This window comes from Streptomyces sp. NPDC057694 (genome assembly GCF_042799415.1).
Classification (GTDB): domain Bacteria; phylum Actinomycetota; class Actinomycetes; order Streptomycetales; family Streptomycetaceae; genus Streptomyces.
In genome coordinates this window covers 85619-109945 of record NZ_JBHVIX010000005.1, presented here as the reverse complement: position 1 = coordinate 109945, position 24327 = coordinate 85619, and the positions used below count along the sequence as shown (strand labels likewise).

17 protein-coding genes are annotated in these 24327 nt (G+C 70.1%); 5 read left to right on the top strand and 12 right to left on the bottom strand.

Going from position 1 to position 24327, the window contains the following annotated elements:
• Nucleotides 1–219: 219 nt before the first annotated feature.
• The 3 genes from ACFVDP_RS14855 to sucC all read right to left on the bottom strand — a co-directional run bounded on the left by ACFVDP_RS14855 (nucleotide 220) and on the right by sucC (nucleotide 3962).
• A complete protein-coding gene (locus ACFVDP_RS14855) occupies nucleotides 220–1755 on the bottom strand; it encodes an aldehyde dehydrogenase family protein (protein ID WP_383488813.1) in 1536 nt (511 codons plus the stop codon).
• A gap of 141 nt (nucleotides 1756–1896) precedes the next feature.
• On the bottom strand, nucleotides 1897–2781 hold the full coding sequence (gene sucD, locus ACFVDP_RS14850) for a succinate--CoA ligase subunit alpha (RefSeq protein WP_383488810.1): 885 nt from the start codon (nucleotides 2779–2781) through the stop codon (nucleotides 1897–1899).
• An 11-nt stretch (nucleotides 2782–2792) separates the two neighbouring features.
• Entirely contained in the window at nucleotides 2793–3962 is a 1170-nt protein-coding gene (gene sucC, locus ACFVDP_RS14845; RefSeq protein ID WP_383488807.1) for an ADP-forming succinate--CoA ligase subunit beta, read from the bottom strand.
• 187 nt (nucleotides 3963–4149) lie between these two features.
• Between sucC and ACFVDP_RS14840 the strand changes: the two genes are divergently transcribed.
• The 5 genes from ACFVDP_RS14840 to ACFVDP_RS14820 all read left to right on the top strand — a co-directional run bounded on the left by ACFVDP_RS14840 (nucleotide 4150) and on the right by ACFVDP_RS14820 (nucleotide 12153).
• Complete coding sequence (locus ACFVDP_RS14840) at nucleotides 4150–5847, top strand: thiamine pyrophosphate-binding protein (protein WP_383488804.1); 1698 nt, start codon at nucleotides 4150–4152, stop codon at nucleotides 5845–5847.
• A gap of 12 nt (nucleotides 5848–5859) precedes the next feature.
• Nucleotides 5860–7089 (top strand): formyl-CoA transferase, encoded by a 1230-nt coding sequence (gene frc, locus ACFVDP_RS14835; protein WP_383488801.1) that lies wholly within the window; start codon nucleotides 5860–5862, stop codon nucleotides 7087–7089.
• A gap of 3 nt (nucleotides 7090–7092) precedes the next feature.
• A complete protein-coding gene (locus ACFVDP_RS14830) occupies nucleotides 7093–9246 on the top strand; it encodes an acetate--CoA ligase family protein (protein WP_383488798.1) in 2154 nt (717 codons plus the stop codon).
• A gap of 122 nt (nucleotides 9247–9368) precedes the next feature.
• Nucleotides 9369–10766 (top strand): OFA family MFS transporter, encoded by a 1398-nt coding sequence (locus ACFVDP_RS14825; RefSeq protein ID WP_383488795.1) that lies wholly within the window; start codon nucleotides 9369–9371, stop codon nucleotides 10764–10766.
• Between the two features lies 1 nt (nucleotide 10767).
• On the top strand, nucleotides 10768–12153 hold the full coding sequence (locus tag ACFVDP_RS14820; protein WP_383488792.1) for an OFA family MFS transporter: 1386 nt from the start codon (nucleotides 10768–10770) through the stop codon (nucleotides 12151–12153).
• 74 nt (nucleotides 12154–12227) lie between these two features.
• On the opposite strand, the gene ACFVDP_RS14815 is transcribed toward ACFVDP_RS14820, so the two are convergent.
• From ACFVDP_RS14815 to ACFVDP_RS14775, 9 genes are all read right to left on the bottom strand, one after another.
• Complete coding sequence (locus ACFVDP_RS14815) at nucleotides 12228–13400, bottom strand: sugar phosphate isomerase/epimerase family protein (protein ID WP_383488790.1); 1173 nt, start codon at nucleotides 13398–13400, stop codon at nucleotides 12228–12230.
• A 164-nt stretch (nucleotides 13401–13564) separates the two neighbouring features.
• Complete coding sequence (locus ACFVDP_RS14810) at nucleotides 13565–14962, bottom strand: alkaline phosphatase family protein (RefSeq protein WP_383488788.1); 1398 nt, start codon at nucleotides 14960–14962, stop codon at nucleotides 13565–13567.
• Nucleotides 14959–16131 (bottom strand): metabolite traffic protein EboE, encoded by a 1173-nt coding sequence (eboE, locus tag ACFVDP_RS14805; RefSeq protein WP_383488785.1) that lies wholly within the window; start codon nucleotides 16129–16131, stop codon nucleotides 14959–14961. The genes ACFVDP_RS14810 and eboE overlap by 4 nt, the downstream gene beginning before the upstream one ends.
• Nucleotides 16132–16134: 3 nt before the next feature.
• Nucleotides 16135–16986: a TatD family hydrolase gene (locus tag ACFVDP_RS14800; RefSeq protein ID WP_383488783.1), complete on the bottom strand. Its 852-nt coding sequence runs from the start codon at nucleotides 16984–16986 to the stop codon at nucleotides 16135–16137.
• Nucleotides 16986–17624 (bottom strand): EboA domain-containing protein, encoded by a 639-nt coding sequence (locus ACFVDP_RS14795; RefSeq protein WP_383488780.1) that lies wholly within the window; start codon nucleotides 17622–17624, stop codon nucleotides 16986–16988. The genes ACFVDP_RS14800 and ACFVDP_RS14795 overlap by 1 nt, the downstream gene beginning before the upstream one ends.
• Nucleotides 17621–18496 (bottom strand): sugar phosphate isomerase/epimerase family protein, encoded by an 876-nt coding sequence (locus tag ACFVDP_RS14790; RefSeq protein WP_383488777.1) that lies wholly within the window; start codon nucleotides 18494–18496, stop codon nucleotides 17621–17623. Before ACFVDP_RS14790 ends, ACFVDP_RS14795 begins: the two co-directional genes overlap by 4 nt.
• On the bottom strand, nucleotides 18493–19377 hold the full coding sequence (locus ACFVDP_RS14785; RefSeq protein WP_383488774.1) for an SCO3242 family prenyltransferase: 885 nt from the start codon (nucleotides 19375–19377) through the stop codon (nucleotides 18493–18495). Before ACFVDP_RS14785 ends, ACFVDP_RS14790 begins: the two co-directional genes overlap by 4 nt.
• Nucleotides 19374–20513: an inositol-3-phosphate synthase gene (locus tag ACFVDP_RS14780; protein ID WP_383488773.1), complete on the bottom strand. Its 1140-nt coding sequence runs from the start codon at nucleotides 20511–20513 to the stop codon at nucleotides 19374–19376. The genes ACFVDP_RS14785 and ACFVDP_RS14780 overlap by 4 nt, the downstream gene beginning before the upstream one ends.
• A 139-nt stretch (nucleotides 20514–20652) precedes the next feature.
• Nucleotides 20653–24306 (bottom strand): ThuA domain-containing protein, encoded by a 3654-nt coding sequence (locus tag ACFVDP_RS14775; RefSeq protein ID WP_383489549.1) that lies wholly within the window; start codon nucleotides 24304–24306, stop codon nucleotides 20653–20655.
• Nucleotides 24307–24327 lie beyond the last annotated feature (21 nt).

The window sequence follows — 24327 nt, the reverse complement described above, 5'->3', positions numbered from 1 at the left end:
TGCGCTCGCGAGGTTTCCCCCGCGGCGACATGGACAACAATACCAAGCTTTGGGGGCGTTCTTCACCTGCGTATCCGCCCACCGGGGCCCCGCGCGACGCCCCTTCACCGTACGTGACCGGGCGGTCGCGTCAGCGTCCGGGAAGGGGCTTCGACCTCGGGTTTTGCCGTCGGTGGGCGGATCTGCGGAGCTACTGCGGAGCGGCCTCCGACGGGCCGGTCACGGCATCAGGTGGTACTCGGGGAAGTTCCCGGGCAGCCGCTCCCCCGTCGGTCCCTGCGTGACGGCGCGCACCAGCAGCTCGCCACCGACGAATGCGCCGCGCCATGACGCTCCGAACCCGCCGAACAGCTCGTCCCGGTCGCCGCGCGAGCGCGGTTTGCCGTGGCCGACCTTGAAGGCGCGGATCTGCGGGGCGAGGCGCTCGTACGTCTCCTCGTCGTCGGTGGAGAGGGTCGCCACCAGGGCGCCGTTCGACGCGTTCATGGCCGCGAGCAGCTCCGCCTCCGTATCGACCAGGACGATGGTGTCGACCGGGCCGAAGGGTTCGGCGTGATGCAGCGGTGAGGACGGGGGCGGGCTGAGGAGCGTCACCGGGTGGACGTAGGCGCTGGTGTCCTGGCCGGGCAGGAAGAGGTCAGGGTCGGGTACTGCGCGGTGCAGGGGCACGGCGCCGCGGTCGATCGCCTCGCTGACCTGGTCGGTGAGTTCCTTGGCCTTGGCCGCGTTGATGAGCGGACCGAAGTCGAGCCGCGGGTACGGGTCCCCGGCGTCCTCGACGGCGAGCGGATGTCCGACGCGCAGGGTGCGTACGGCGGGCAGGTACGCGGCGAGGAACGCGTCGAAGGCGTCGCGCTGGACGACGAAGCGCGGGTAGGCGGTGCAGCGCTGCTTGCCGTAGTCGAAGAGCTTGGGGATCGCGGCCTTCAGCCCGTCCCAGTCCGTGTGGTTCCAGATGCCCCAGGTGTTGAGCCCTTCCTGTTCGAGGATGTGCCGCTTGCCGAGGTCGGCGACGGCCGTGGCCACGGCCGCGCCGGTGTCGCGTCCGCCGACGAAGGACACGCAGCCGATCTCGGGCGCCCGCACCAGCGCCTGGGAGAGCTGCCCGCCGCTGCCGCTGACGAGCGTGACGGGGATGCCCTCGCGGGCGGCGAGGGCGCAGGCGAGGGTCAGGCAGGAGACGCCGCCGTCGGTCGGGGTCTTGGCGATGACCGCGTTCCCTGCCAGTGCCTGTACCAGCATGGCGTGAACGAGCACGCTCATCGGATAGTTCCAGCTGGCGATGTTGGACACCGGTCCGGCCAACGGCGTGCGGTCGCTGAGCAGTTCGTCGATGCCGTCGACGTACCAGCGCACTCCGTCGATGGCCCGGTCCACGTCGGCCTGCGCGAGGCGCCACGGCTTGCCGATCTCCCAGACGAGGAGCAGGGCGAGCAGTTCGCGGTGCTGGGTGAGGGCGTCGAGGGTGGCGGCGACGCGGGCGCGGCGCTCGGGCAGGGGGACGTGCCGCCAGGCGCGGTGCTGGTCGAGACTGGCGCGGACCGCCTGGTGGGCGGTGTCGGCGTCGAGGCGGGGCGGGCCGGCGATGGGGCTGCCGTCGACGGGGGTGGTGGCGGGCAGCGCACGGCCGTCGGCCTGCCATTCGCCGTTCCAGAGGTTGAGGACGCGGTCGTCGCGGAAGGCCTCGGGGGCCGCGCCGAGGCAGCGCTGCCAGGCGTCGTTCCATGACGTTCCTGCTTTGAGGGTGGTTGCCATTGCTTTCGGTCTCCGCTCACGGTGCACAGTCGGGGCGGGCGTCTTGCTGGCTGTTGGTGCTGTGGACGGGAGGTGCCCGCTGGACACCTCCCGTATGCCAAGGACCGTACGGGGGTCGGCGGTTGGCACGTATGAAACGCGTCACTCGCCGCCGGCGAGACGTTCCGTCACGAGCCGCGCCGTCTCGGTCGGTGTCGAGCCGACGCGTACACCGACCGCTTCCAGCGCCTCCTTCTTGGCCTGCGCGGTGCCGGAGGAGCCGGACACGATGGCTCCGGCGTGGCCCATGGTCCTGCCCTCGGGGGCGGTGAACCCGGCGATGTAGGCGACGACGGGCTTCGTGACGTGGTCGCGGATGTAGGCCGCGGCCCGCTCCTCCGCGTCGCCGCCGATCTCCCCGATGAGAACGACCAGATCGGTCTCCGGGTCGTCCTGGAACGCGGCGAGGCAGTCGATGTGGCTGGTGCCGACGACGGGATCGCCGCCGATGCCGACACAGGTCGAGAAGCCTGTGTCCCGCAGCTCGTACATGAGTTGATAGGTGAGCGTGCCCGACTTGGAGACGAGTCCGATGGGGCCCGGTTTGGTGATGTCGGCGGGAATGATGCCCGCGTTGGACGCGCCCGGCGTGATCAGGCCCGGACAGTTCGGGCCGATGACGCGAGTGCCCCTGCGTCGCGCGTACGCGTGGAAAGCGACGGAGTCGTGCACCGGGATGCCCTCGGTGATGACGACGGCGAGGGGAATGCCCGCGTCGGCCGCCTCGACGACGGCGGCCTTGGCGAAGGCGGGCGGTACGAAGAGGACGGTGACGTCGGCGCCGGTGCGGGCCATGCCGTCGGCCACGCTGCCGAACACGGGGACGGCCCGGTCGTCGAAGTCGACGGTGCGGCCGGCCTTGCGGGGGTTGACACCGCCGACCACGTTCGTGCCCGCGGCGATCATGCGGCGGGTGTGCTTCATGCCCTCGGCACCGGTCATGCCCTGGACGAGGACCCTGCTCTCCTTGGTGAGATAGATGGCCATGTCCCGGCTCCTCAGTCGGTGTTGGTCGCGAGGTCGGCGTGGGTCGCGAGGTCGGCGTGGGTCGCGAGGTCGGCGGCGCGCCGTGCGGCGCCGTCCATGGTGGGCGCCTGCTGGATCAGCGGGTGAGCGCGGGTGTCGAGGATGGCGCGGCCGCGGGCGGCGTTGTTGCCGTCGAGGCGGACCACGAGCGGCTTGGTCAGCCGGACGCTGTCCAGGGCGCTGACGATGCCGTCGGCGACGGCGTCGCAGGCGGTGATGCCGCCGAAGACGTTCACGAAGACGGACTTCACGGCCGGGTCGGAGAGGATGACGTTCAGGCCGTCGGCCATGGTCCGGGCGGAGGCGCCGCCTCCGATGTCGAGGAAGTTGGCGGGGCGGGCGCCGCATCCGGCGACGACGTCGAGGGTGGACATGACCAGCCCCGCGCCGTTGCCGATGATGCCGACCTCGCCGTCGAGCTTCACATAGTTGAGGCCCTTGGCCGCGGCTTCCGCCTCCAGCGGGTCGTAGTGTGTGACTTCCTGACTGCCCCAACGCTCGCGCCGGAAGCGGGCGTTGTCGTCGAGGGTGACCTTGCCGTCGAGGGCGAGGATCTGCCCCTGCGCGGTGCGCACCAGGGGGTTCACCTCCACGAGGACGGCGTCCTCGCGCGTGAGGACGCCCCAGAGGCGTACGAGGACGTCGACGGTCTGTGGCGGCAGACCGGCGGCTGCCGCGATCTGCGCGGCCTTGGCCGTGGTGACGCCCTCGGCGGGGTCGACCGGGATCCGGGCGACGGCCTCGGGCCGCGTGGAGGCGACCTCCTCGATCTCCATGCCGCCCTCGGCGGACGCGATGGCGACAAAGGTGCCGACGGCGCGGTCGAGCACGTAGGAGACGTAGAACTCGCTGTCGATGTCGACCGGTTGGGCCAGCATGACCGTGCCCACGGTGTGGCCCTTGATGTCCATGCCGAGGATCTGGCGTGCCGTCAGCTCGGCGGCGGCCGGGTCGGCGGCCACCTTGACGCCGCCTGCCTTGCCCCGTCCACCGGTCTTGACCTGGGCCTTGACGACGACACGCCCGCCGAGCCTGCGGGCGATCTCGCGCGCTTCCTTCGAGGAATCGGTGATCTCCGCCCGCGGCACCAAGATGCCGTGTTCCGCGAAGAGTTCCCTTGCCTGGTGTTCGTACAGGTCCATCTCGGCTCCTGACTGAAAGTGCCGCACGCCCCCTGGACACCACCCACAGGATGCGGGATAACAAGGTTCATACAGTATTCGTCGACTGTATGCAATGTACGAGCGACGCACGAGAGCCGTGCCCCAGCCGTGCTGAACCTCGGCCGAAACGGCTCGTCAATCCCCTACGAAGGGACGGGACTTCGCCATGCCCCAGTCGTCCACCGCGGACAACGGCCAGGAACAGATCTCCGGAGGTCATCTGGTCGCCAAGGCACTGAAGGCCGAGGGGGTGGAGGTCATCTACACCCTGTGCGGCGGCCACATCATCGACATCTACGACGGCTGCGTCGACGAGGGGATCGACGTCGTCGACGTACGCCATGAACAGGTCGCGGCCCACGCGGCGGACGGATACGCCCGCATCACCGGCAAGCCGGGCTGCGCGGTGGTCACGGCAGGGCCCGGCACCACGGACGCCGTCACCGGCGTCGCCAACGCCTTCCGCGCCGAGTCACCGATGCTGCTCATCGGCGGCCAGGGAGCGCACACGCAGCACAAGATGGGCTCGCTCCAGGACCTGCCGCACGTCGACATGATGACGCCGATCACCAAGTTCGCGGCGACGGTGCCGGACACCGCGCGCGCGGCCGACATGGTGTCCATGGCGTTCCGCGAGTGCTATCACGGGGCGCCCGGCCCCTCCTTCCTGGAGATACCCCGGGACGTGCTCGACGCCAAGGTGCCGGTGGACAAGGCGCGCGTCCCGAAGGCGGGCCAGTACCGCGCCTCCACCAAGTCGGCCGGCGACTCCGAGGCGGTCGAGAAGCTCGCCGACCTCCTGGTGCACGCCGAGAAACCCGCGATCCTGCTGGGCAGCCAGGTGTGGACGACGCGCGGCACAGAGTCCGCCATCGAGCTGGTACGCACGCTGAACGTGCCCGCCTACATGAACGGCGCGGGCCGCGGCACCCTGCCGCCCGGCGACCCGCACCACTTCCAGCTGTCGCGCCGCTACGCCTTCTCCAACGCCGATCTCATCGTCATCGTCGGCACGCCCTTCGACTTCCGTATGGGCTACGGCAAGCGGCTGTCGCCGGACGCGACCGTCGTCCAGATCGACCTCGACTACCGCACCGTCGGCAAGAACCGCGACATCGACCTCGGGATCGTCGGTGACGCGGGCCTCGTTCTCAAATCCGTCACCGAGGCCGCCTCGGGACGGATCAACGGGGGCGCCGCCAAGCGCAAGGAATGGCTCGACGAGCTGCGCGCCGCCGAGCACACCGCCATCGAGAAGCGGCTGCCGAACCTGCGCTCCGACGCCTCCCCCATCCACCCGTACCGGCTGGTCAGCGAGATCAACGACTTCCTCACCGAAGACTCGATCTACATCGGCGACGGCGGCGACATCGTCACCTTCTCCGGTCAGGTCGTGCAGCCCAAGTCGCCAGGACACTGGATGGACCCGGGGCCGCTCGGCACCCTCGGCGTCGGCATCCCGTTCGTCCTCGCCGCCAAGCAGGCCAGGCCCGACAAGGAGGTCGTGGCGCTCTTCGGCGACGGCGCGTTCTCCCTCACCGGCTGGGACTTCGAGACCCTCGTGCGCTACGACCTGCCCTTCGTCGGGATCGTCGGCAACAACTCGTCGATGAACCAGATCCGGTACGGCCAGAAGGCCAAGTACGGCGACGCGCGCGAGCGGGTCGGCAACACCCTCGGCGACGTCCACTACGACAAGTTCGCCCAGATGCTCGGCGGTTACGGCGAAGAGGTCCGCGACCCGGCCGACATCGCACCGGCGCTGCGCCGCGCGCGCGAGTCCGGCAAGCCGTCCCTGATCAACGTATGGGTCGATCCGGACGCCTACGCCCCCGGAACCATGAACCAGACGATGTACAAGTGAGGTGAGTCCCTCGTGACCAAGGCCCTCGAAGGCATCCGCGTCCTCGACATGACCCACGTCCAGTCGGGCCCCTCCGCCACCCAGCTCCTCGCGTGGCTCGGCGCCGACGTGATCAAGCTGGAGGCGCCGACCGGTGACATCACGCGCAAGCAGTTGCGCGACATCCCCGACGTCGACTCCCTGTACTTCACGATGCTCAACTGCAACAAGCGGAGCATCACCCTCAACACCAAGTCCGAGCGCGGCAAGGAACTGCTGACCGAACTGATCCGGCGGTCGGACGTCATGGTCGAGAACTTCGGGCCGGGCGCCGTCGACCGCATGGGGTTCACCTGGGACCGCATCCAGGAGATCAACCCGCGGATCGTGTACGCCTCCATCAAGGGCTTCGGCGACGGCCCGTACACCAACTTCAAGGCGTACGAGGTCGTCGCCCAGGCCATGGGCGGCTCGATGTCCACCACCGGCTTCGAGGACGGGCCGCCGCTCGCCACCGGCGCACAGATCGGCGACTCGGGCACCGGCATCCACGCCGTGGCCGGCATCCTGGCCGCCCTCTTCCAGCGGGAGAACACCGGGCGCGGGCAGCGCGTGAACGTCGCCATGCAGCACGCGGTCCTGAACCTGTGCCGGGTCAAGCTGCGCGACCAGCAGCGGCTCACCCACGGCCCGCTGGCCGAGTACCCGAACGAGGACTTCGGCGACGAGGTGCCGCGCTCCGGCAACGCGTCGGGCGGCGGGCAGCCCGGCTGGGCCGTGAAGTGCGCGCCGGGCGGTCCCAACGACTACGTGTACGTCATCGTGCAGCCGGTCGGCTGGGAACCGCTCACCCGGCTCATCGGGCGGCCCGAGCTCGCCGAGGACCCCGAGTGGGCGACTCCGGAGGCGCGGCTGCCGCAGCTCACCAAGATGTTCCAGCTGATCGAGGAGTGGTCCTCGACGCTGCCCAAGTGGGACGTCCTGGAGAAGCTCAACGCCCACAACATTCCGTGCGGCCCGATCCTGTCGACCAAGGAGATCATCGAGGACGCCTCCCTGGCGGCCAACGAGATGGTCGTCGAGGTGCCGCACCCGCAGCGCGGCTCCTTCACCACCGTCGGCTCCCCCCTCAAGCTCTCCGACTCCCCCGTGGACGTGCGCAGTTCGCCGCTGCTCGGTGAGCACAACGAAGAGGTCTTCATCGGCGAACTCGGCCTCGGTGACGAGGAACTGCGCCTGCTCAAGTCGAACGGGGTGGTCTGATTGATGGCCGAGGACCGGACGCTCACGGTGCGGGCGCTGCTCGACGCCGTGCGGGCCGAGGGACGTACGGCGCTCACCGCGCCCGAGGGCAAGGTGATCGCCGACGCGTACGGGATCGCCGTCCCCGGCGAGGAGTTGGCGGCCGACGTCGACGAGGCGGTGGCGGCCGCCGCCCGCTTCGGCAAACCGGTGGTACTGAAGATCGTCTCCCCCGACATCCTGCACAAGACCGACGCCGGCGGCGTCGTGGTGGGAGTGGAGGGCGCGGCCGACATACGGGCCGCGTTCCACCGGATCATCGACAACGCGCGCGCGTACGCACCAGAGGCCCGTATCGAGGGCATTCAGGTGCAGGAGATGCTGCCGACCAGCGGCGACGCCCAGGAGGTCATCGTCGGGGCGGTCACCGATCCGACGTTCGGGAAGGTCGTCGCCTTCGGACTCGGGGGTGTGCTGGTCGAGGTCCTGAAGGACGTCACGTTCCGGCTCGCGCCCGTCGACGCCGACGAGGCGGTGGGAATGCTCGACTCGATCAGGGCGGCTGAGGTGCTGCGCGGAGTGCGCGGCGCCCGGGGTGTCGACCGGTGGGCGCTCGCCGAGCAGATCCGCCGTGTCTCCCGGCTGGTCGACGACTTCCCCGAGATCGCCGAGGTCGATCTCAATCCGGTGATCGCGACACCCGAGGGCGCGGTCGCGGCCGACATCCGGGTGATCCTCGCCGAGGGGACGGCCACGCCGCGGCGCACGTACACGCGCGAGGAGATCCTGACCAGCATGCGGCGTCTCATGGAGCCGCGGTCGGTGGCCGTGATCGGGGCCTCCAACGAGCAGGGCAAGATCGGCAATTCGGTGATGCGCAACCTCGTCGACGGCGGCTTCTCCGGGGAGATCCACCCGGTGAACCCCAAGGCCGATGACATCCTGGGCCGCAAGGCGTACAAGAGTGTCACGGACGTCCCCGGTGAGGTGGATGTGGCGGTCTTCGCGATCCCCGCCAAGTTCGTGGCAGCGGCCTTGGAGGAGGTGGGACGCAAGGGCATCCCGAACGCGGTGCTGATCCCCTCGGGCTTCGCGGAGACCGGTGAACAGGCGCTCCAGGACGAGATCGTGGCGATCGCGGAGCGGCACGGCGTACGACTCCTCGGGCCGAACATCTACGGCTACTACTCGACGTGGCAGGACCTGTGCGCCACGTTCTGCACCCCGTACGACGTGAAGGGCGGCGTCGCGCTGACCTCCCAGTCCGGGGGCATCGGGATGGCGATCCTGGGCTTCGCGCGCACCACCAAGACGGGTGTGTCGGCGATCGTGGGCCTCGGCAACAAGTCGGACCTGGACGAGGACGACCTCCTCACCTGGTTCGGCGAGGACCCCCACACCCAGTGCATCGCGATGCACCTGGAGGATCTGAAGGACGGGCGCGCCTTCGTGGAGGCCGCTCGGGCGACGGTGCCCAAGAAGCCCGTCGTCGTCCTGAAGGCGGGCCGTACGGCGGCCGGTGCGAAGGCAGCCGGGTCGCACACGGGCGCGCTCGCGGGCGACGACGCCGTGTACGACGACATCCTCAGGCAGGCCGGCGTCATCCGGGCCCCCGGCCTGAACGACATGCTGGAGTACGCGCGGGCGCTGCCCGTGCTGCCCGCCCCGCAGGGCGACAACATCGTGATCATCACCGGCGCCGGCGGTTCCGGCGTCCTGCTCTCGGACGCGGTGACCGACAACGGGCTCCGGCTCATGGAGATCCCGGACGACCTGGACGCGGCCTTCCGGACGTTCATCCCGCCCTTCGGTGCCGCGGGCAATCCCGTCGACATCACGGGCGGCGAACCCCCGTCGACGTACGAGGCGACGATCCGGCTCGGTCTGGAGGATCCGCGCATCCACGCGCTCGTGCTCGGCTACTGGCACACCATCGTCACCCCTCCCATGGTCTTTGCGGAGGTAACGGCCCGTGTGGTCGCGGAGTTCCGGGAGCGCGGCATCGAGAAGCCGGTGGTCGCGTCGCTGGCCGGGGACGTCGAGGTCGAGGAGGCGTGCCAGTACCTGTTCGAGCGGGGCGTGGTCGCGTATCCGTACACGACCGAGAAGCCGGTCGCGGTGCTCGGGGCCAAGTACCGCTGGGCCCGCGCGGCGGGGCTGATGGGGGGCGGTCGATGAGGTGATCCCCGGCGGGTCCGGTCGGCGGTGCGCGTCGGCCGGACCCAGGACCCGTGCGCGCACGAAAGCAATTTGGACAGGGGGCGCTGGCCAGATCTTTCGACGCAAGGGGTGCGACCGTCATGACGACCACCGACCTATCCTCGTCCGGTCCCGTCAGGGAGGTGAGGGACGAGAACGGCCGCCTGTACCGGATCGGACAGAGCGATCGGGACATCATGGGGCGACCACGATGGACCATGGTGCTCTTTCCCTGGATGGGCATGCTGGGCATCAGTTCCTCGGAGTACGCGTTCACTTCGGCCGAGGACACGCTGCACGAAGCCCACTTGTGGGACAGCGGGCACATCTTCTGGCTGATGGGTGTCTGGATCTTCTTCCAGGCGGCCGTGGCCTTCCCCGCCGGGCAGTTGCGGGAGAGCGGAAAGCTGCCGGCCCGGTACGCGATGATGCTGGGCGCCTGCGGCACGCTGTGCGGCTACCTGTCGCTGGCCTACGCACCACATGTGACCGTCGCCTATCTCGGCTTCGGTGTGTTCAGCGGTATCGGGGCCGGCCTGGTCTACGCGACCAGCGTCAACATGGTCGGCAAGTGGTATCCGGAGCGCAAGGGCGGCAAGACGGGCCTGGTAAACGGCGGTTTCGCCTATGGCTCCGTGCCCTTCGTGTTCGTCTTCACGTCCTACATGGACCTGTCGAACTACGAGGGCGTCCTGGTCATGGTCGGCGTGATCTGCTGCGCCGTGGTGGCCTTCGCTGGCTGGTTCCTGAAGGACCCGCCCAAGTACTGGTGGCCCGCGCATGTGGACCCCCTGAAGGTGACGAACGACCCGCGCGTGCAGCGTGCTCTGAAGAAGAACCCGCCGGCCGTGCACCAGTACACCCCGCGTGAGGCGGCCCGTCAGCCCGTGCTGTGGATGATGTGGTTCTGCCTGCTGTGCACCGCCGGGATCAACATCTACGGGATCGCCATGCAGGTTCCCTTCGGTAAGGAGATGGGGTTCGCCGGCGGCATCGTGGCCACCGCCATGTCGCTGAAGGCCATCGTGAACGGGACCGGCCGCGGCGTGATCGGCTGGATCTCGGACCGCGCCGGACGCCGCAACACATTGATCATCGTCTGTCTGGTCCTGGGGACCGCGCAGTTCGGTGTGTTCGTCTCCGGAAACATGGGCTCGATGCCCTTCTTCCTGTTCTGCTCGATGGTCTCCGGATTCGGCGGCGGGGCGATCTTCCCCTTGTTCGCGGCCATGACCGCCGACTTCTTCGGCGAGAACAACAATGCCTCCAATTACGGCATGGTCTACAGCTCGAAGCTGGTCTCCGGCCTGGTGGGCGCCGGCGGCGGGGCATTCCTCGTCGACGCCTGGGGATATGGGGGCGCCTTCGCGTTCGCCGGTTCCATCGGACTCGGCTCGGCCGTGCTCGCACTCTTCCTCAAGGCGCCCGGCAAGCCAAAACCCCAGAGGCAGCGCCGGATCGTACCCAACCCGCAACCGCTCGGTGAGGAGATGGCTTGATATGACGGCGGAGCCCATCGCCGCAGGAGATTCGAGATCGTCGACCGGCGCCTCGTATCGAGAGATCACCGATGAGAACGGCCGCGTCTACCGCATCGGAGAGACGGACCGCGACATCCTCGGCCATTCCCGTAAGTTCATGGTGTATCTGCCATGGGTCGCGATGATGGCCATCAGCGTGTCCGAGTACGCGTACGGCTCGGCGGAGGACACCCTGTCCGCCGCCCACGGCTGGACCCAGTCGAACACCTTCTGGATCCTGAGCGTCTGGGTGTTCTTCCAGGCGGGTATCGCCTTTCCGGCCGGATGGCTGCGGGAGAAGAACATTCTGCCTGCCAAACGGGCCGTGATGATCGGCTCGTTCATGTGCATGCTGGGATTCCTCGCGCTGTCGCACATGCACAACGTGTGGCTGGCGATCCTGGGATTCGGTGTCATCGGCGGACTGGGCTCCGGCCTCGTCTACTCGACCTGTATCAACATGGTCGGCAAATGGTTCCCGGAGCGCAAAGGAGGAAAGACCGGATTCGTCAACGGCGGCTTCGCCTATGGCTCGCTGCCCTTCATCTTCATCTTCAACTACGCCTTCGACACCTCCAACTACCACCGTGTGCTGGACATGATCGGCGCGTACGTCCTGGTGGTCGTTCTGGTCTGTGCGTTCTTCTTCCGTGACCCGCCGAAGAACTGGTGGCCGCACGACGTCGATCCGCTGGACAAGACCGGGACGAGCAAGCGCGCGAAGTCACTGGCGAAGAATCCGCCCGCGGTGCGCCAGTTCAGCCCGATGGAAGCCGTCAGGACCGGAATGCTGCCCCTCATGTGGCTGAGTCTGGTACTCACGGCCGGTGTGTCGATCTTCGGTATCTCGTTCCAGGTGGACTTCGCCAAGGAGGTCGGTTTCGGGCCGCTGGTCGCGGCCTCCTCGATGGGCGTCATGGCGGTCATCAACGGCGTCGGCCGGGCCGTCGTCGGCTGGCTGTCGGACATCTGGGGCCGCAAGAAGAGCCTGGTCTTCGTGATCGTCGTGCTGGGCCTCGCCCAGTTCGGCGTCATCTGGGCCGGCGACATCAAGAGCGAGTGGCTGTTCCTGTTCTTCGCGTTCCTGTCCGGCTTCGGCGGCGGCGCGTTCTACCCGATGTTCGCGGCGCTGACCCCGGACTACTTCGGTGAGAACTACAACGCCACCAACTACGGGCTCGTCTACAGCGGCAAGCTGATCAGCGGCCTGTTCGGCGGCGGGCTCGGCTCGATGGTGGTCGCCGCGTGGGGCTACAACGGGGCGTACGCGCTGGCCGGCGGGATATCCATGGTGGCGGCCGCCTTCGCGCTGCTGCTGCGTCAGCCGGGGCGCAAGGAGGTGGAGCAGGCCGTGGTCCACGGCTGAGCCATGCACCGCACGACGGAGGGCCCGGCCGGTCGGCCGGGCCCTCCGCGCGCCTCACGCGCGTGGTGCGGCGATCACTTCTTGCGCAGTGCGGCCAGGTTTCCGTAGCCGATCTTCGCGTGCTTCAGGGACTGGCCGAGGTCGGTGGAGGAGGGTGCGTTGTCCTGCTCGACCATGGGGTTGTGGTAGTTCTTCGCGCCGACCCGGCTGAAGAAGGTGGTGTAGTCGATGACTCCCGTGCCGAAGGGCACCATGTCGTAGCCCTCGCCGCTGGTGTCGTTGCGCGTGCCGTCCTTGGCGTGGAACAGCGGGTAGCGCTTGTTGTTGCGGCTGACCAGGGCCGCGGGGTCGAAGACCTTCTCCCGCTGGGAGCCGTCGTGCGCCGTGTAGGTGTGGAACTTGTACTGGGCGACGTGGGCCCAGTAGATGTCCATCTCCAGCCATACGGTCTTCGGGTCGGTGGCCTTGAGGAAGTGCTCCAGCTTGCGGGTGCCGGAGCTGCGCGTCGGACGGCCCTGCGCGTCCAGCGGTCCGCCGTCCAGGAGGAAGCCGTAGGCCGCGTCGTGGTTGTGGGTGTAGAGCTTGATGCCGGCGCGGCGGGCGATCTCGCCCAGGGCGTTCCACTTGTCGGCGGCCACGTCCCAGTCCGCCTTGTACGAGCTGCCGGTGGGGTCGCCACCGGTGCCCATGTGGTCCATGCCGAGGGTGTTCGCGATCTCCAGGTGCTTCTTGAAGGTGTCGAGGTCGGGCTGGGTGAACGGCCACGACGACGGGATGAAGCCGTGGTTGCCCTGGGCGCGCAGTCCGTACTCGTCGAGCCAGGAGCGGAGCAGCTTGGCGCCCGCGACCGATTCGAGGTTGGCGCCGCCCGGTGCGTTCGCGTGCTGGCCGTAGCCCGCGAACTCGACCTGCCGGTAGCCGTACCGGGCCAGCTCCTTGAACACCTCGCGGAAGCCGGAGGGCAGGTCGGAGGCGAGCGGGTCGCGGCCGGTCGCGTCGCGCACGGTGTAGAGGATGATGCCGCGCTTGTCGGCCGGCACCAGTTCGTGGCCACGGCCGTGCCCATGGCCGTGGCCGCCGTGCCGGGGCTGGGCGAGGGCGGGTGCGGCGCCGAAGACGGGGGCCGCGATCGCTCCGGCGCCGACGGCCGTGCAGGTGCTGAGGAAGCGGCGCCGGTTGATGCCGAGGCGCTGTCTGAGGGCGTCGTCGGCGGAGGGGACGGCGGGGGCGTCGTGGAAGTCGGTCACGGGTGCCTCTTTCCGGTTCTCGTGCGGGTTGCGTGCGGATGCGTGCGGGATGTCCCGGTCGGATTTCGCTGTGCGGGTCGGACGCCACTGGCGTGTTGTCGGTGGCGTGTGCTTCACTCTCTGTAACTGCTCCTCTGCGGGCGGGTCTTGGGACGGCGTGTGCCTCAGCCCAGACCTGCCAGCTCCAGGAGCAGGGACTTCACGGCGGTCGCGGGGACGCGGCCGGGGAACGCATGGGGGGTGGAGCTGATGAGGACAGGTCCGTCGTCACTGTCGGTGTCCGAGGGAAGGCGGCCGTGGCTGCCGCGAATAGGTGACGGGTCGAGCGGGACGACCGCCATCCGGTAGCGCATGCCGAGCTTCTTGCGGGCGAGCGCGCCCGCGGCCTTCACCTTGACGTAGGGGTCCTGCGGGTCCATGAACAGTTCGACCGGGTCGTAGCCGGGCTTGCGGTGGATCTCGACGAGCTGCGCGAAGTCGGGCGCGCGAGCGTCGTCGAGCCAGTAGTAGTACGTGAACCAGGCGTCGGGTTCCGCGACGGCGACGAGTTCGCCGGCGCGGGGGTGGTCGAGATGGTGGGCCTTCTTGCCCTCGTCGTCGAGGAGTTGCTCGATGCCGGGCAGGCCGTCGAGGGCCGCGCGGGTTGCGTCGAGGTCTTCGGGGCGGCGCACGTAGATGTGCGCGATCTGGTGGTCGGCGACGGCGAAGGCGCGTGAGGCCATCGGGTCGAGGTACTCCATGCCGTCCTGTGTGTGCACCTCGAGCAGGCCGGCACGGCGCAGCACACGGTTGATGTCGACGGCGCGCTCGACGCGGGTGATGCCGTACTCGGACAGGGCGACGACGGTGCGGCCCTCGGTCTTGGCGTCGTCGAGCAGTGGGGCGAGGGCGGTGTCGAGTTCGGCGGCGGCCCGGTGCGAGCGGGGGTCGTCGGGGCCGAAGCGCTGCAGGTCGTAGTCGAGATGAGGGAGGTAGCACAGCGTCAGATCCGGGTGGCGGGTGGCCATGACATGCCGGGTGGCGTCGATGATCCACTGGCTGGAGACCAGGTCGGCGCCCGGGCCCCAGAAGTGGAAGAGGGGGAACGTGCCCAATTTCTCGGTGAGTTCGTCGTGCAGGGCAGGGGGCCGGGTGTAGCAGTCGGGCTCTTTGCGGCCGTCGGCGTAGTAGACGGGACGGGGGGTGATGGTGATGTCGGTGTCGGCGCCCATGGCGTACCACCAGCAGATGTTGGCGACGGTGTAGCCGGGGTGGGCGCGGCGGGCGGCGTCCCAGAGTTTGTCGCCGGCGACGAGGCCGTTGTGCTGGCGCCACAGCAGGACGTCACCGAGTTCGCGGAAGTACCAGCCGTTGCCGACGATGCCGTGTTCGGAGGGCATGGTGCCGGTCAGGAACGTGGACTGGGCGGCGCAGGTCACCGCGGGCAGCACGGTGCCCAGGGCCGCCCGGGTGCCGGACTGGCCGAGGGACTTGAGGTGCGGCATGTGGTCGAGCAGTCGTGGGGTGAGCCCGACGACGTCCAGGACGAGGAGGGGGGTCGGCTTCGAGGGCGTGTCCGTCATGGCAGTTCCTTCAGGCCGAGGTCCGTCAACAGGTCGCGGGCGAGGGTCAGTTCGGCGGCGATGCCGTCGGCGAGCTGAGGGCGGGCCCGGGGACGCAGCTCTGGCGGGAGCGCCTGCCAGGTGTACGTCTCGACCTCCAGGTGGTGGGTGAGCGGGTGCGGTCCGCCGACGAGGCGGGTCAGCGTGTCCTTGAGGACGTCGAGTGTGGAGGTGAGCGGGGCGGCGGGAGCCGCGTGCAGGGGGACGTGGAAGTGGGCGCGCCAGGCGGTGGCGTCCGGCAGTGCGGCACCGTTCAGGGCGGGGCCGAGGTCGTCGGTGCCGTGCAGTCCCTGGTCGGTGAGGGTGCGGGTCTGGTGCAGGAAGCGGGGCTCGTCGAAGGCGGCGAGTGCTTCGCGGACCGCGGGAGTACGGGGGTGTTCGGCGTGCAGGGCGGCGGAGAGCTGGGATTTGACGACGGGGACATGCGCGGCGGCGAGACCGTCCAGTGCGGTCTCCGGGTCTTCGAAGGAGGTGGCGAGGTGACAGGTGTCGAGGCACAGGCCGATGCGGTCGGGCCGACCGACGGCGGTGAGCGGGGCGATGGCGTCGGCGGTGGTCTCGACGACGCAGCCCGGTTCGGGTTCGAGGCCGATCCGGATCGATTGCCCGGTGAGTTCTTCGAGGGCGTCGAGGCGTTCGGCGAGGGTGACCAGCGCGGTGCGGGCGGTCTCGGCCCGTGGGGTGTCGTAGGCGGTGCGCCAGGCCAGCGGGAGGGTGGAGATGGTGCCCTCGGTGACGTCCGCGGGGAGCAGCTGGGCGAGCAGGCGGGCCAGGTCGCTGGTGTGGGAGAGGCGTTCCGGGTCGGCCCAGTCGGGCTGGTAGACGCGGTACTTGACCTCTTCGGCGCCGAAGCCCTCGTAGGGGAAGCCGTTGAGGGTGACGACTTCGAGGCCGCGTCGTTCGAGCTCGGTGCGCAGTCCGCGCAGTGCCGCCGGGTCGGTGGTCAGGGAGCGGGCGGCGTCCTTGGCGAGCCAGAGGCCGATGCCGAGCCGGTCGCGGCCGAGGCGGCGGCGGACGGGTTCGCAGTGGTCGCGCAGTTGGGCGAGGACGCCGTCGAGGTTCTCGGCGGGGTGCACGTTCGTGCAGTAGGCGAGGTGGACGGTGGAGCCGTCGGGGTGGCGGAAGCGCATGGCTCACGCCCCGCCGCGGAGGATGGAGTTGCCCTCGTGGGTGGGCGACGCCGGTTCGGTGAGGTCGAGTTGGAGTCGTCCACTGAGGCCGTAGAAGGCGATCGGGTTGCGCCACAGGACCAGGTCGACGTCGTCGTCGCCGAAGCCGGCCTTCAGCATCGCCTCGCCGACCCGCCGGGTCTTGAGCGGGTCGCTCTTTCCCCAGTCGGCGGCCGAGTTGACCAGGACTTTCTCGGTGCCGTAGGTGCGCAGGATCTCGACCATGCGGTCTTCGTCCATCTTGGTGTCGGGATAGACGGAGAAGCCGAGCCAGCTGCCGGCGTCCTTGGCGTCCTTGACCGTCGTCTCGTTGAGGTGGTCGATCAGGACCCGGTCGACGGGCAGTGCGGACTCCCGGACGACGTCGAGGGTGCGGTGCAGGCCGGTGAGCTTGTCGCGGTGCGGGGTGTGCACGAGGGCGGGCAGTTCGTGGTCGGCGGCGAGTTGCAGCTGGGTGGCGAGGGCGGTGTCCTCGGCGGGGGTCATCGAGTCGTAGCCGATCTCGCCGACGGCGACGACGCCGTCCTTGTCGAGGTAGCGCGGCAGGGCGTCCAGGACCGGGGTGCAGCGGGGGTCGTTGGCCTCTTTGGGGTTGAGGGCGATCGTGCAGTGGTGGGCGATGCCGTACTGCGCGGCCCGGAAGGGTTCCCAGCCGAGGAGTGCGTCGAAGTAGTCGAAGAACGAGGCGGGCGAGGTGCGGGGCTGGCCGAGCCAGAAGGCGGGTTCGACGAGGGCGCGCACGCCCGCCTCGTACATGGCCTCGTAGTCGTCGGTGGTGCGCGATGTCATGTGGATGTGGGGGTCGAAGATGCGCATCAGGACTCCTTCGCCGTGGGGGCTGCCGGGGAGGTCAGGGCGAGGACACGGGGCAGGTCCGTGGGGACGGGCCGGCCGGCGGCCGTGCGTTCCTGCGCGAAGTCGCCGAGCATGCGGGCGAGTTCGGCGTCGCCGTGGGCCCGCTGCGGCAGTGCGGCGACGGTGTCGGTGGGCACTCCGGTGAACAGGCATTTGAGGACGGCGTGCCGCCATGGGTGCGCGGGCAGGTGCTCGGCGGCGTACGGGCCGACGGCTGCGGCGACCAGGCGGGTGTCGTTGGTACGCAGGGCGTCCTCGACGAGGGGCAGGCCCTCGGGTCCCGGGACGAGATGGGGCAGGGCGTGCAGGACGGCGCGGCGTTCGGCGGCGGTGCCCTGCGCGTACAGGCGGGTGAGGGTGCCGGTGTCGGCTCGGGCGGCGTGCAAAAGCAGGACGCGGGCGAGGTCGGCGTGGTCCTGGCCGGTGCGGCGGCCGGCTTCGGCGAACCGCGACTCCCAGAGGGTGGGCTGGGCGTCGTCACCGGCCGGATCGGTGGCCGCCGCCTCGTCGAGGGCCTGGTCGAGCCAGGCGCGGGCGGCGCCGGGCAGGGCGGTGTCGAGGTGGGCCCGGAGGGCGGCGATGGTTGTCGGTCCGCTCATGCGCTGCTGCCTCCTTGCGCTGCGGCTCGGAGGAACGAGAGCGATTCGGCCGCGAGTTGGGGGCCCGCGTGGGAGTGGCGGGGCAGTTCGACGACGGTCAGGCCCTGGTAACCGACGGCCGCGAGCGCGTCGAGGACGGGCGGGAAGTCGATCTCTCCCTCGCCGAAGGGCAGGTGTTCGTGGACCCCGCGGCGCATGTCCTCGATCTGGACGTGGCGCAGCCAGGGCGCCGCCGCGCGCACGCAGTCGGCGGGCGGTTCGGGCTCCAGGCACTGGCAGTGGCCGAGGTCGAGGGTGAGGCCGAGCGCGTCGGGGCTGCCGAGGGTGCGGCGCAGGTGGTGGAAGTCGGCGAGCGTGGCGAGGAGGTGGCCGGGCTCGGGCTCGATGGCGAGAGGGATTCCGGCGCCGTCGGCTGCTTGCAGGACGGGTTCGAGGGCGTCGGCGAGGCGCTTCCAGGCCGTGTCCCGGTCGGTGTCGTCCGGGGTGATGCCGCTGAAGCAGTGCACGGCGTGCGCGTCCAGGTCGGCGGCGACCTGGACCGCGCGGACGAGGAGGCGGACGCGGGCCGCGCGGGCGTCCGGATCGGGGTCGAGAAGGGAGGGGCCGTGTTTGCGGCGTGGATCGAGGACGTAGCGGGCGCCGGTCTCGACGGTGGCCGTGAGGTGGTGGCGGTGCAGGGCGCGGGCGACCTGGCGGGTGCGGGTCGCGAGATCGGGGGCCAGGGGGTCGAGATGCATGTGGTCGAGAGTGAGGCCGACGCCGTCGTAGCCGAGGTCGGCCAGGAGGGCGAGGGCGTCGTCGAGGCGGAGGTCGGTGAGGCCGTTGGTGCCGTAGCCCCAGCGCGGGGCGGTGGGCTGCGCGGCGTGGGTCATGTGACGCTCACCTTCTTCGCGAAGCGCCGGGCGAGCGGGGCGAGGGCGGCGGTGAGCAGGGCCGTCGCCGGGGCGCCCGCGCGGGCCGCCAGGGCTGCCTGGAGCGGGATCATCGCGCGGATGCCGGCGCCCACGGCGCGCTGGGTCAGGGGTGGGGAGGGGTTGAGCGCTGCGTGGAGCAGGGGGCGGGCGGCGGTCACGGCGTATGCGGTGGGACCCGGTAGGCCGAGGGGGGCTGCGGCGCCTCGGCCCACCGGGGTTCTGAGGAGGGCGCTGGTCAGGGTGGCGGTGGTGACCAGGGCCGCTGTGGGTGCGAGGGCGTTGCCGCCCGTCGTCTCGTGGCGGGACACCGCGGTGACGGCCGTGGTGTGGACGGTCATGGTCAGGGCGGCGCCGGTGGCCGAGGGCAGGGGCTTTGCTCCGTCGCGGTGGGAGGCGCCCGCTCCCAGCAGGACGTCGAGGCCGCGGGCCGCACCCATGGCGACCGGCCCGGCGGGGGTGCGTTTCAGGCCGAGGTCGTACGCCCAGACCGTGGCCGCCAGCGCGGTCGAGATCACCGCGGGCACCCGCCCGGCCCGGGCGGCGAGTCCCACTCCGGCCGCGGTGAGCAGGCCCGCCGCGGCGAGGGCGGTGCCGGGGCGGATGCGGCCGGACGGGATGGGCCGGTGGGGGCGGTCGACGGCGTCCTCGGCGCGGTCCGCCCAGTCGTTGAGCGCCATCCCCGCCTCGTACAGGCACACGGAGGAGCCGATGGCCAGGAAGGTGCCGCGGCCGGGGCGGGCGCCCACCGCGGCCGCGCCGACGAGGGCGTCGCCAGGGACGGTGAACAGGGCGGGAAGACGCAGGAGTTCGGCCCAGGCGCGCAGGGTCGTCTTGCTCATCGGGCGTCTCGCAGGCGGTCCGCGAAGTCCACCAGGGCGGCGTACTGCTCGCCGAGTGCCGCGCCCGCTCCGGGGTCCGGGTCCTTGAAGTAGAAGCCCAGTTCGGGGCGCGGGCCGGTGAGTCCGACGGTGTGGGCGCGCAGCAGGAGCCGGGCCAGGTCCAGGACCAGAGGGGCGGCGAGCGCGGAGTCGCAGCCCTGCCAGGTGGTCTGCAGGACCATGCGGGCGCCGAGGAAGCCGTCGAAGGCGATGTGGTCCCAGGCGGTCTTCCAGTCGCCGAGGGCGGGGACGTCGTCGATGTGGACCTCCCCCTGCGGGGCGGCGCCGAGGGTGTCGGTGAGGACACGTTCCTTGCCGGCGTTCTTGGCGGCGGCCGCGGCCGGGTCGGCGAGGGCGGCGCCGTCGCCGCCGCCGAGGAGGTTGGTGCCGGACCAGGCGCGGACGGCGAGGGCGCGCTGCAGGAACATCGGGCCGAGCACGGAGCGCAGGAGAGTCTGTCCCGTCTTGCCGTCGCGGCCCGCGTGGGGGACGGAGGCAGTCGCGGCCTCGGCCGCGAGGGCGGCGTGGTGCAGGCCGGACGAGGGGGTGAAGTTGACGTAGGGGCAGCCGGCGCGGAGGGCGGCGGCCGCGTAGAGGGAGCTGGGCGGCAGGGTGTCGCCGGTGGGGACGGGTTCGGTCGAGGCGACGTTCACGACGACGGCGCCGGCGAGGTGCTGGTCCTCGACGAAGGCAACGATGTCGGCGGCGAACGCGTCGATCAGTTCGTCCTGCGAGCGGGGGTCGTCGTGGCCGGTGAGCGGGCCGCCGGGCCTGATCTCCCGGTCGGCCGTCGCGAGTTCGGCGTGGACGGCGGCGGGCAGGCCGTGCGGCAGGACACCGCCTTCGGCGAGGTGCTCGGCGCGTTTGGGCAGCGGGCAGTCGACGGTGTCGTGGCCGCCGAAGACGAGGGAGGACAGCGGCGGAAGGCCGCAGGAGAGGAAGGGGGTGGTCTCGGTGACCATGCCGGTCGGCGGATGGAGTCCGGCGGCGACGGCGGCACAGCCGGCGATCGCGGTCGTGGCGACGGAGCCGCGTGCTCCGATCAGCCAGACACCGAAGCGGGGGGTGGGGGTGGGGAGGGACGGTTCGGCGGACATGGGCAGCCTCCTTGTCGTACGCGAACCGGGGGTGGCGCGAGAGCCGGCCGGAGTGTGCGGGATCCTGCGCCCGGCAGGAAGCCGGGCGGGACGGCGGGCGGAGGTCCGGCGTCCTCCGCCCGCCGCCGTTCGGGGTGCCCTAGCTGGGCAGTTCCTTGAGCTGGATGTTGCGGTAGGAGACCTGGTCGTCGGCGCCGTGGTTCTGGATGCCGACGTAGCCGTCGGTCAGGCTCCGCTCGGGGTCCTTGTTGGTGAAGTCGTTGATCTTGACTCCGTTGAGGAACACCTGGAGGCGTTCGCCCTGGACCTTGATCTCGTAGGAGTTCCACTGGCCGGGCGGGCGCAGGACCGCGTCACGGGCCTTGGTGTTCGCCGCCTTGAAGGTGTAGATCGAGCCGGTGGTGCGGTCGGGTGCGTCGGTGGCGTCGATCTGGATCTCGTAGCCCTTGTTCACCGCGGACCAGGGGTCGTCGGAGGCGGGGAAGCCCACGAAGACTCCGGAGTTGTCGTCGCCCCGCATCTTCCAGTCGAGCTTGAGGGAGTACGACTTCAGCTCCTTGGCCTGGTACCAGAGCAGGCCCATGCCGCCCTCGGACTCCAGGGTGCCGTCCTTGACGTTGAACTTGCCGGGGCCCGCCTGCTTCCAGCCGTCCAGGGACTGGCCGTTGAAGATCGGCCGGTAGTCCTTGTTCGGCTTGCAGTCCGCCTTGGCCTGACCGGTGGCGTACTTCAGGCCGCCGAGCAGGTGGGTGCGGAAGGCGTCGTCGGCGTAGGACTCCTTGGTGTGGCCGAGGCCGGTGTAGAAGGAGCGGCCGCCGCCGTAGCTCTGGCACCAGGCGATCGGGTGGTCGCCCTTCATGTTGCCGCCCGTGTACGTGGTCTCGTCGAGGGTGGCGAGGACGTGGACCTTGTCGCGCGGGTTGGTGCGGTAGTTGTACAGCTCGTCGGTGCGCTCCCAGGCGTCGTCGAGGTGGGCGGTGGCCGGGTTGGTCTTGTCCTCGACGCGCACGGTGGCCTTCTGGATGGCCGGGTGGGAGTCGAAGTAGGCGCCGACGAGGCCGCCGTAGTAGGACCAGTCGTACTCGGTGTCGGCGGCGGCGTGGATGCCCATGTAGCCGCCGCCCTTGGCGATGTACTCCTCGAACGCCTTCTGCTGGGCGTCGTTGAGGACGTCACCCGTGGTGGACATGAAGACCACCGCGTCGTAGCGGGCGAGGTTGTTGGAGGTGAACTGGGCGGCGGACTCGGTGGCGTCGACGGTGATGTCGCTGCTCTTGCCGAGTTCCTTCAGGGCGGCGATGCCCTCGGGGATCGCGTCGTGGCGGAAGCCGGCCGTCTTGGAGAAGACGAGGACCCGCTTGGCGCCCTTCACGGGGGCGTCGCTGGTGATCTCGAAGTCGTCGACGTCGTAGAGCGCGCCGTCACCGCCCTTGAACACGAGGTACAGGTCGGTGGTCTTCTTCGGGACGTTCTTCAGCGGGACGTCGACGTTCTGGAAGGTGTCCCAGCTGCCGGTGACGGGGACCGTCGTGGAGCCCAGCAGGGTGCCGGTCGGCGATCCGGTGCGCACCTCCAGGAAGCCGCCCGCGCCGTCGGAGGAGATCCGGGCGGTGAGCTTGTTGGCTCCGGTGAGGTTGTACGGGGTGAAGGAGATCCAGTCCCCGTCGTTGATGTCACCGACGGTCTTGCCGCCGTTGGCCGAGGTCTTGCTCTGCTGTGTGGTGCCCTGCTGCTTGGTGTAGTGCTCGGCCTGGCGGTGACGCGGCTGGAGCTGGACCTGGTCGTGGCTGGTCAGGGAGGCCTGGCCGCCACCGCCGCCGTCGGAGTACTCGGCGTCGAGCACGCCGTAGATGTTGGCGTTCGGGTCGTGCTCGGAGTCCGCGGGCACGGTGATGGTGCCTTCGCAGCCCTTGACCGAGGTCAGCTCGTGGGCGTGGTTGTCGTGGCCCAGGAGGTACCGCACGGTGACCTTGGAGCAGTCGATCGTGCCGTCCTCGGGGTCGCTGACGGCGACCTTGAACGGGATCTTGTCGCCGAACTTGAACAGCGAGCCGTTGGCCGGGTTCTGGAACTTCACCGTCGGGGCGGTGTTGCCGACGGTGATGTGGACGCTGGCGTTACCGGTGCGCCCGGTGCCGTCGTCACCGGTGACGGTCGCGACGTAGGTGCCGTCCTTGCGGTAGGTGTGGCTCGGGTTCGCCCCGGTCCCCTTGGTGCCGTCGCCGAAGTCCCAGCTGTAGGTGATGGGGTCGTCGTCGGCGTCGGTGCCGGTCGCCGTGAAGGTCGTGCGCAGCGGCGACTGGCCGGAGGTCTTGTTGGCCTTGGCCTCGACGATCGGCGAGTGGCCGTCGGTGGCGTTCTCGATGCGGTACAGCGCCGAGTTCTCGTCACCGCCGAACCAGGAGAGGCCGTAGTCGAGGACGTAGAGCGCGCCGTCGGGACCGAAGGCGCTGTCCATGACCTGGGTGCCGGTCCACGGGAAGTCGTTGATCTTGGAGACGTTGCCGTCGCCGTCCTGCTCGATCCGCTTGATCCACTGGCGGCCGAACTCGCCGGCGAAGAAGTCGCCGTCGTACTCCTCGGGGAACTTCACCGGGGAGTCGAGGTCCGCGTCGTAGCGGTAGACGGGTCCTGCCATGGGCGACTCGGAGCCGGAGCCGAACTCGGGGACGCTGCCGTTGTCGTACGGGATCCAGGCGGGCTGGGCCGCGGGCAGGTCGGTGATGCCGGTGTTGTTCGGCGAGGTGTTCTTCGGCGCGGCGCAGTCGAAGGTCTCGCCGGACGCCTTGGTGGCGAAGTCGTAGTCGACGTAGGCGTCGTTCTTGCCGGTGCAGTACGGCCAGCCGAAGTTGCCCGCCTTGGTGATCTTGGCGAACTCGACCTGTCCCGCCGGGCCGCGCTTGGGGTCGGCGGCGCCCGCGTCGGGGCCGTAGTCACCGACGTAGACGGTGCCGGTGGGCTTGTCGACGCTGATGCGGAACGGGTTGCGGAAGCCCATCGCGTAGATCTCGGGGCGGGTCTTCTCGGTGCCCGGCGCGAAGAGGTTGCCCTCGGGGACGTCGTACGTCCCGTCGGCCTTCACCTTGATACGGAGCACCTTGCCGCGCAGGTCGTTGCTGTTGCCCGAGCTGCGCTGCGCGTCGAAGGCGGGGTTGCGGTCGGCCCGCTCGTCGATCGGGGTGTAGCCGTCGGAGGCGAAGGGGTTGGTGTCGTCGCCGGTCGACAGGTACAGGTTGCCGTCGGCGTCGAAGTCGATGTCGCCGCCGACGTGGCAGCAGGTGCCGCGGGAGGTCTTTACCTCGATGACGTTCTTCTCGCTGGCCTTGTCGAGGGTGCCGTCCTCCTTGAGGACGAAGCGGGCCAGCCGGTTCACGCCGTCGAACTTGGCGAAGTCGGCGGCCGTCCCGGTCTCGGGGGCGTCCCCGCTCGGGGTGTCCAGCGGCGGCGCGTAGTAGAGGTAGATGAACCGGTTGTCCTTGAAGCCCGGGTCGACGCCGACGCCCTGGAGGCCCTCCTCGTCGTGGCTGTACACGTCGAGCTTGCCGGCGACGGAGGTGCTGCCGCCCTCGTCGGTCAGGCGCAGGGTGCCGTCGCGGGAGGTGTGCAGGACGCTGCGGTCCGGGAGCACGGCGAGCGACATGGGCTCGCCGGTCTCCTCGGCACCCTTGGCGAGGGTGACCTGCTGGAAGTCCGATGCGGCGGCCGGCTCGTCGGGGTGGTCCGGGTGGGCGCTGGCCGTGCCCGGCGCGGCGAGCGCCAGGGACGAGCCGATCAGTACCGAACCGGTCAGCAGGGCGAGGCTGGTGCGGAGCCT

Excerpts from the sequence above, each read along its gene's own strand:
- ACFVDP_RS14855 (WP_383488813.1), bottom strand. The coding sequence starts at position 1,755 with ATGGCAACCACCCTCAAAGCAGGAACGTCATGGAACGACGCCTGGCAG.
- sucD (WP_383488810.1), bottom strand. The coding sequence starts at position 2,781 with ATGGCCATCTATCTCACCAAGGAGAGCAGGGTCCTCGTCCAGGGCATG.
- sucC (WP_383488807.1), bottom strand. The coding sequence starts at position 3,962 with ATGGACCTGTACGAACACCAGGCAAGGGAACTCTTCGCGGAACACGGC.
- ACFVDP_RS14840 (WP_383488804.1), top strand. The coding sequence starts at position 4,150 with ATGCCCCAGTCGTCCACCGCGGACAACGGCCAGGAACAGATCTCCGGA.
- ACFVDP_RS14830 (WP_383488798.1), top strand. The coding sequence starts at position 7,093 with ATGGCCGAGGACCGGACGCTCACGGTGCGGGCGCTGCTCGACGCCGTG.
- ACFVDP_RS14825 (WP_383488795.1), top strand. The coding sequence starts at position 9,369 with ATGACGACCACCGACCTATCCTCGTCCGGTCCCGTCAGGGAGGTGAGG.
- ACFVDP_RS14820 (WP_383488792.1), top strand. The coding sequence starts at position 10,768 with ATGACGGCGGAGCCCATCGCCGCAGGAGATTCGAGATCGTCGACCGGC.
- ACFVDP_RS14810 (WP_383488788.1), bottom strand. The coding sequence starts at position 14,962 with ATGACGGACACGCCCTCGAAGCCGACCCCCCTCCTCGTCCTGGACGTC.
- eboE (WP_383488785.1), bottom strand. The coding sequence starts at position 16,131 with ATGCGCTTCCGCCACCCCGACGGCTCCACCGTCCACCTCGCCTACTGC.
- ACFVDP_RS14800 (WP_383488783.1), bottom strand. The coding sequence starts at position 16,986 with ATGCGCATCTTCGACCCCCACATCCACATGACATCGCGCACCACCGAC.
- ACFVDP_RS14795 (WP_383488780.1), bottom strand. The coding sequence starts at position 17,624 with ATGAGCGGACCGACAACCATCGCCGCCCTCCGGGCCCACCTCGACACC.
- ACFVDP_RS14790 (WP_383488777.1), bottom strand. The coding sequence starts at position 18,496 with ATGACCCACGCCGCGCAGCCCACCGCCCCGCGCTGGGGCTACGGCACC.
- ACFVDP_RS14785 (WP_383488774.1), bottom strand. The coding sequence starts at position 19,377 with ATGAGCAAGACGACCCTGCGCGCCTGGGCCGAACTCCTGCGTCTTCCC.
- ACFVDP_RS14780 (WP_383488773.1), bottom strand. The coding sequence starts at position 20,513 with ATGTCCGCCGAACCGTCCCTCCCCACCCCCACCCCCCGCTTCGGTGTC.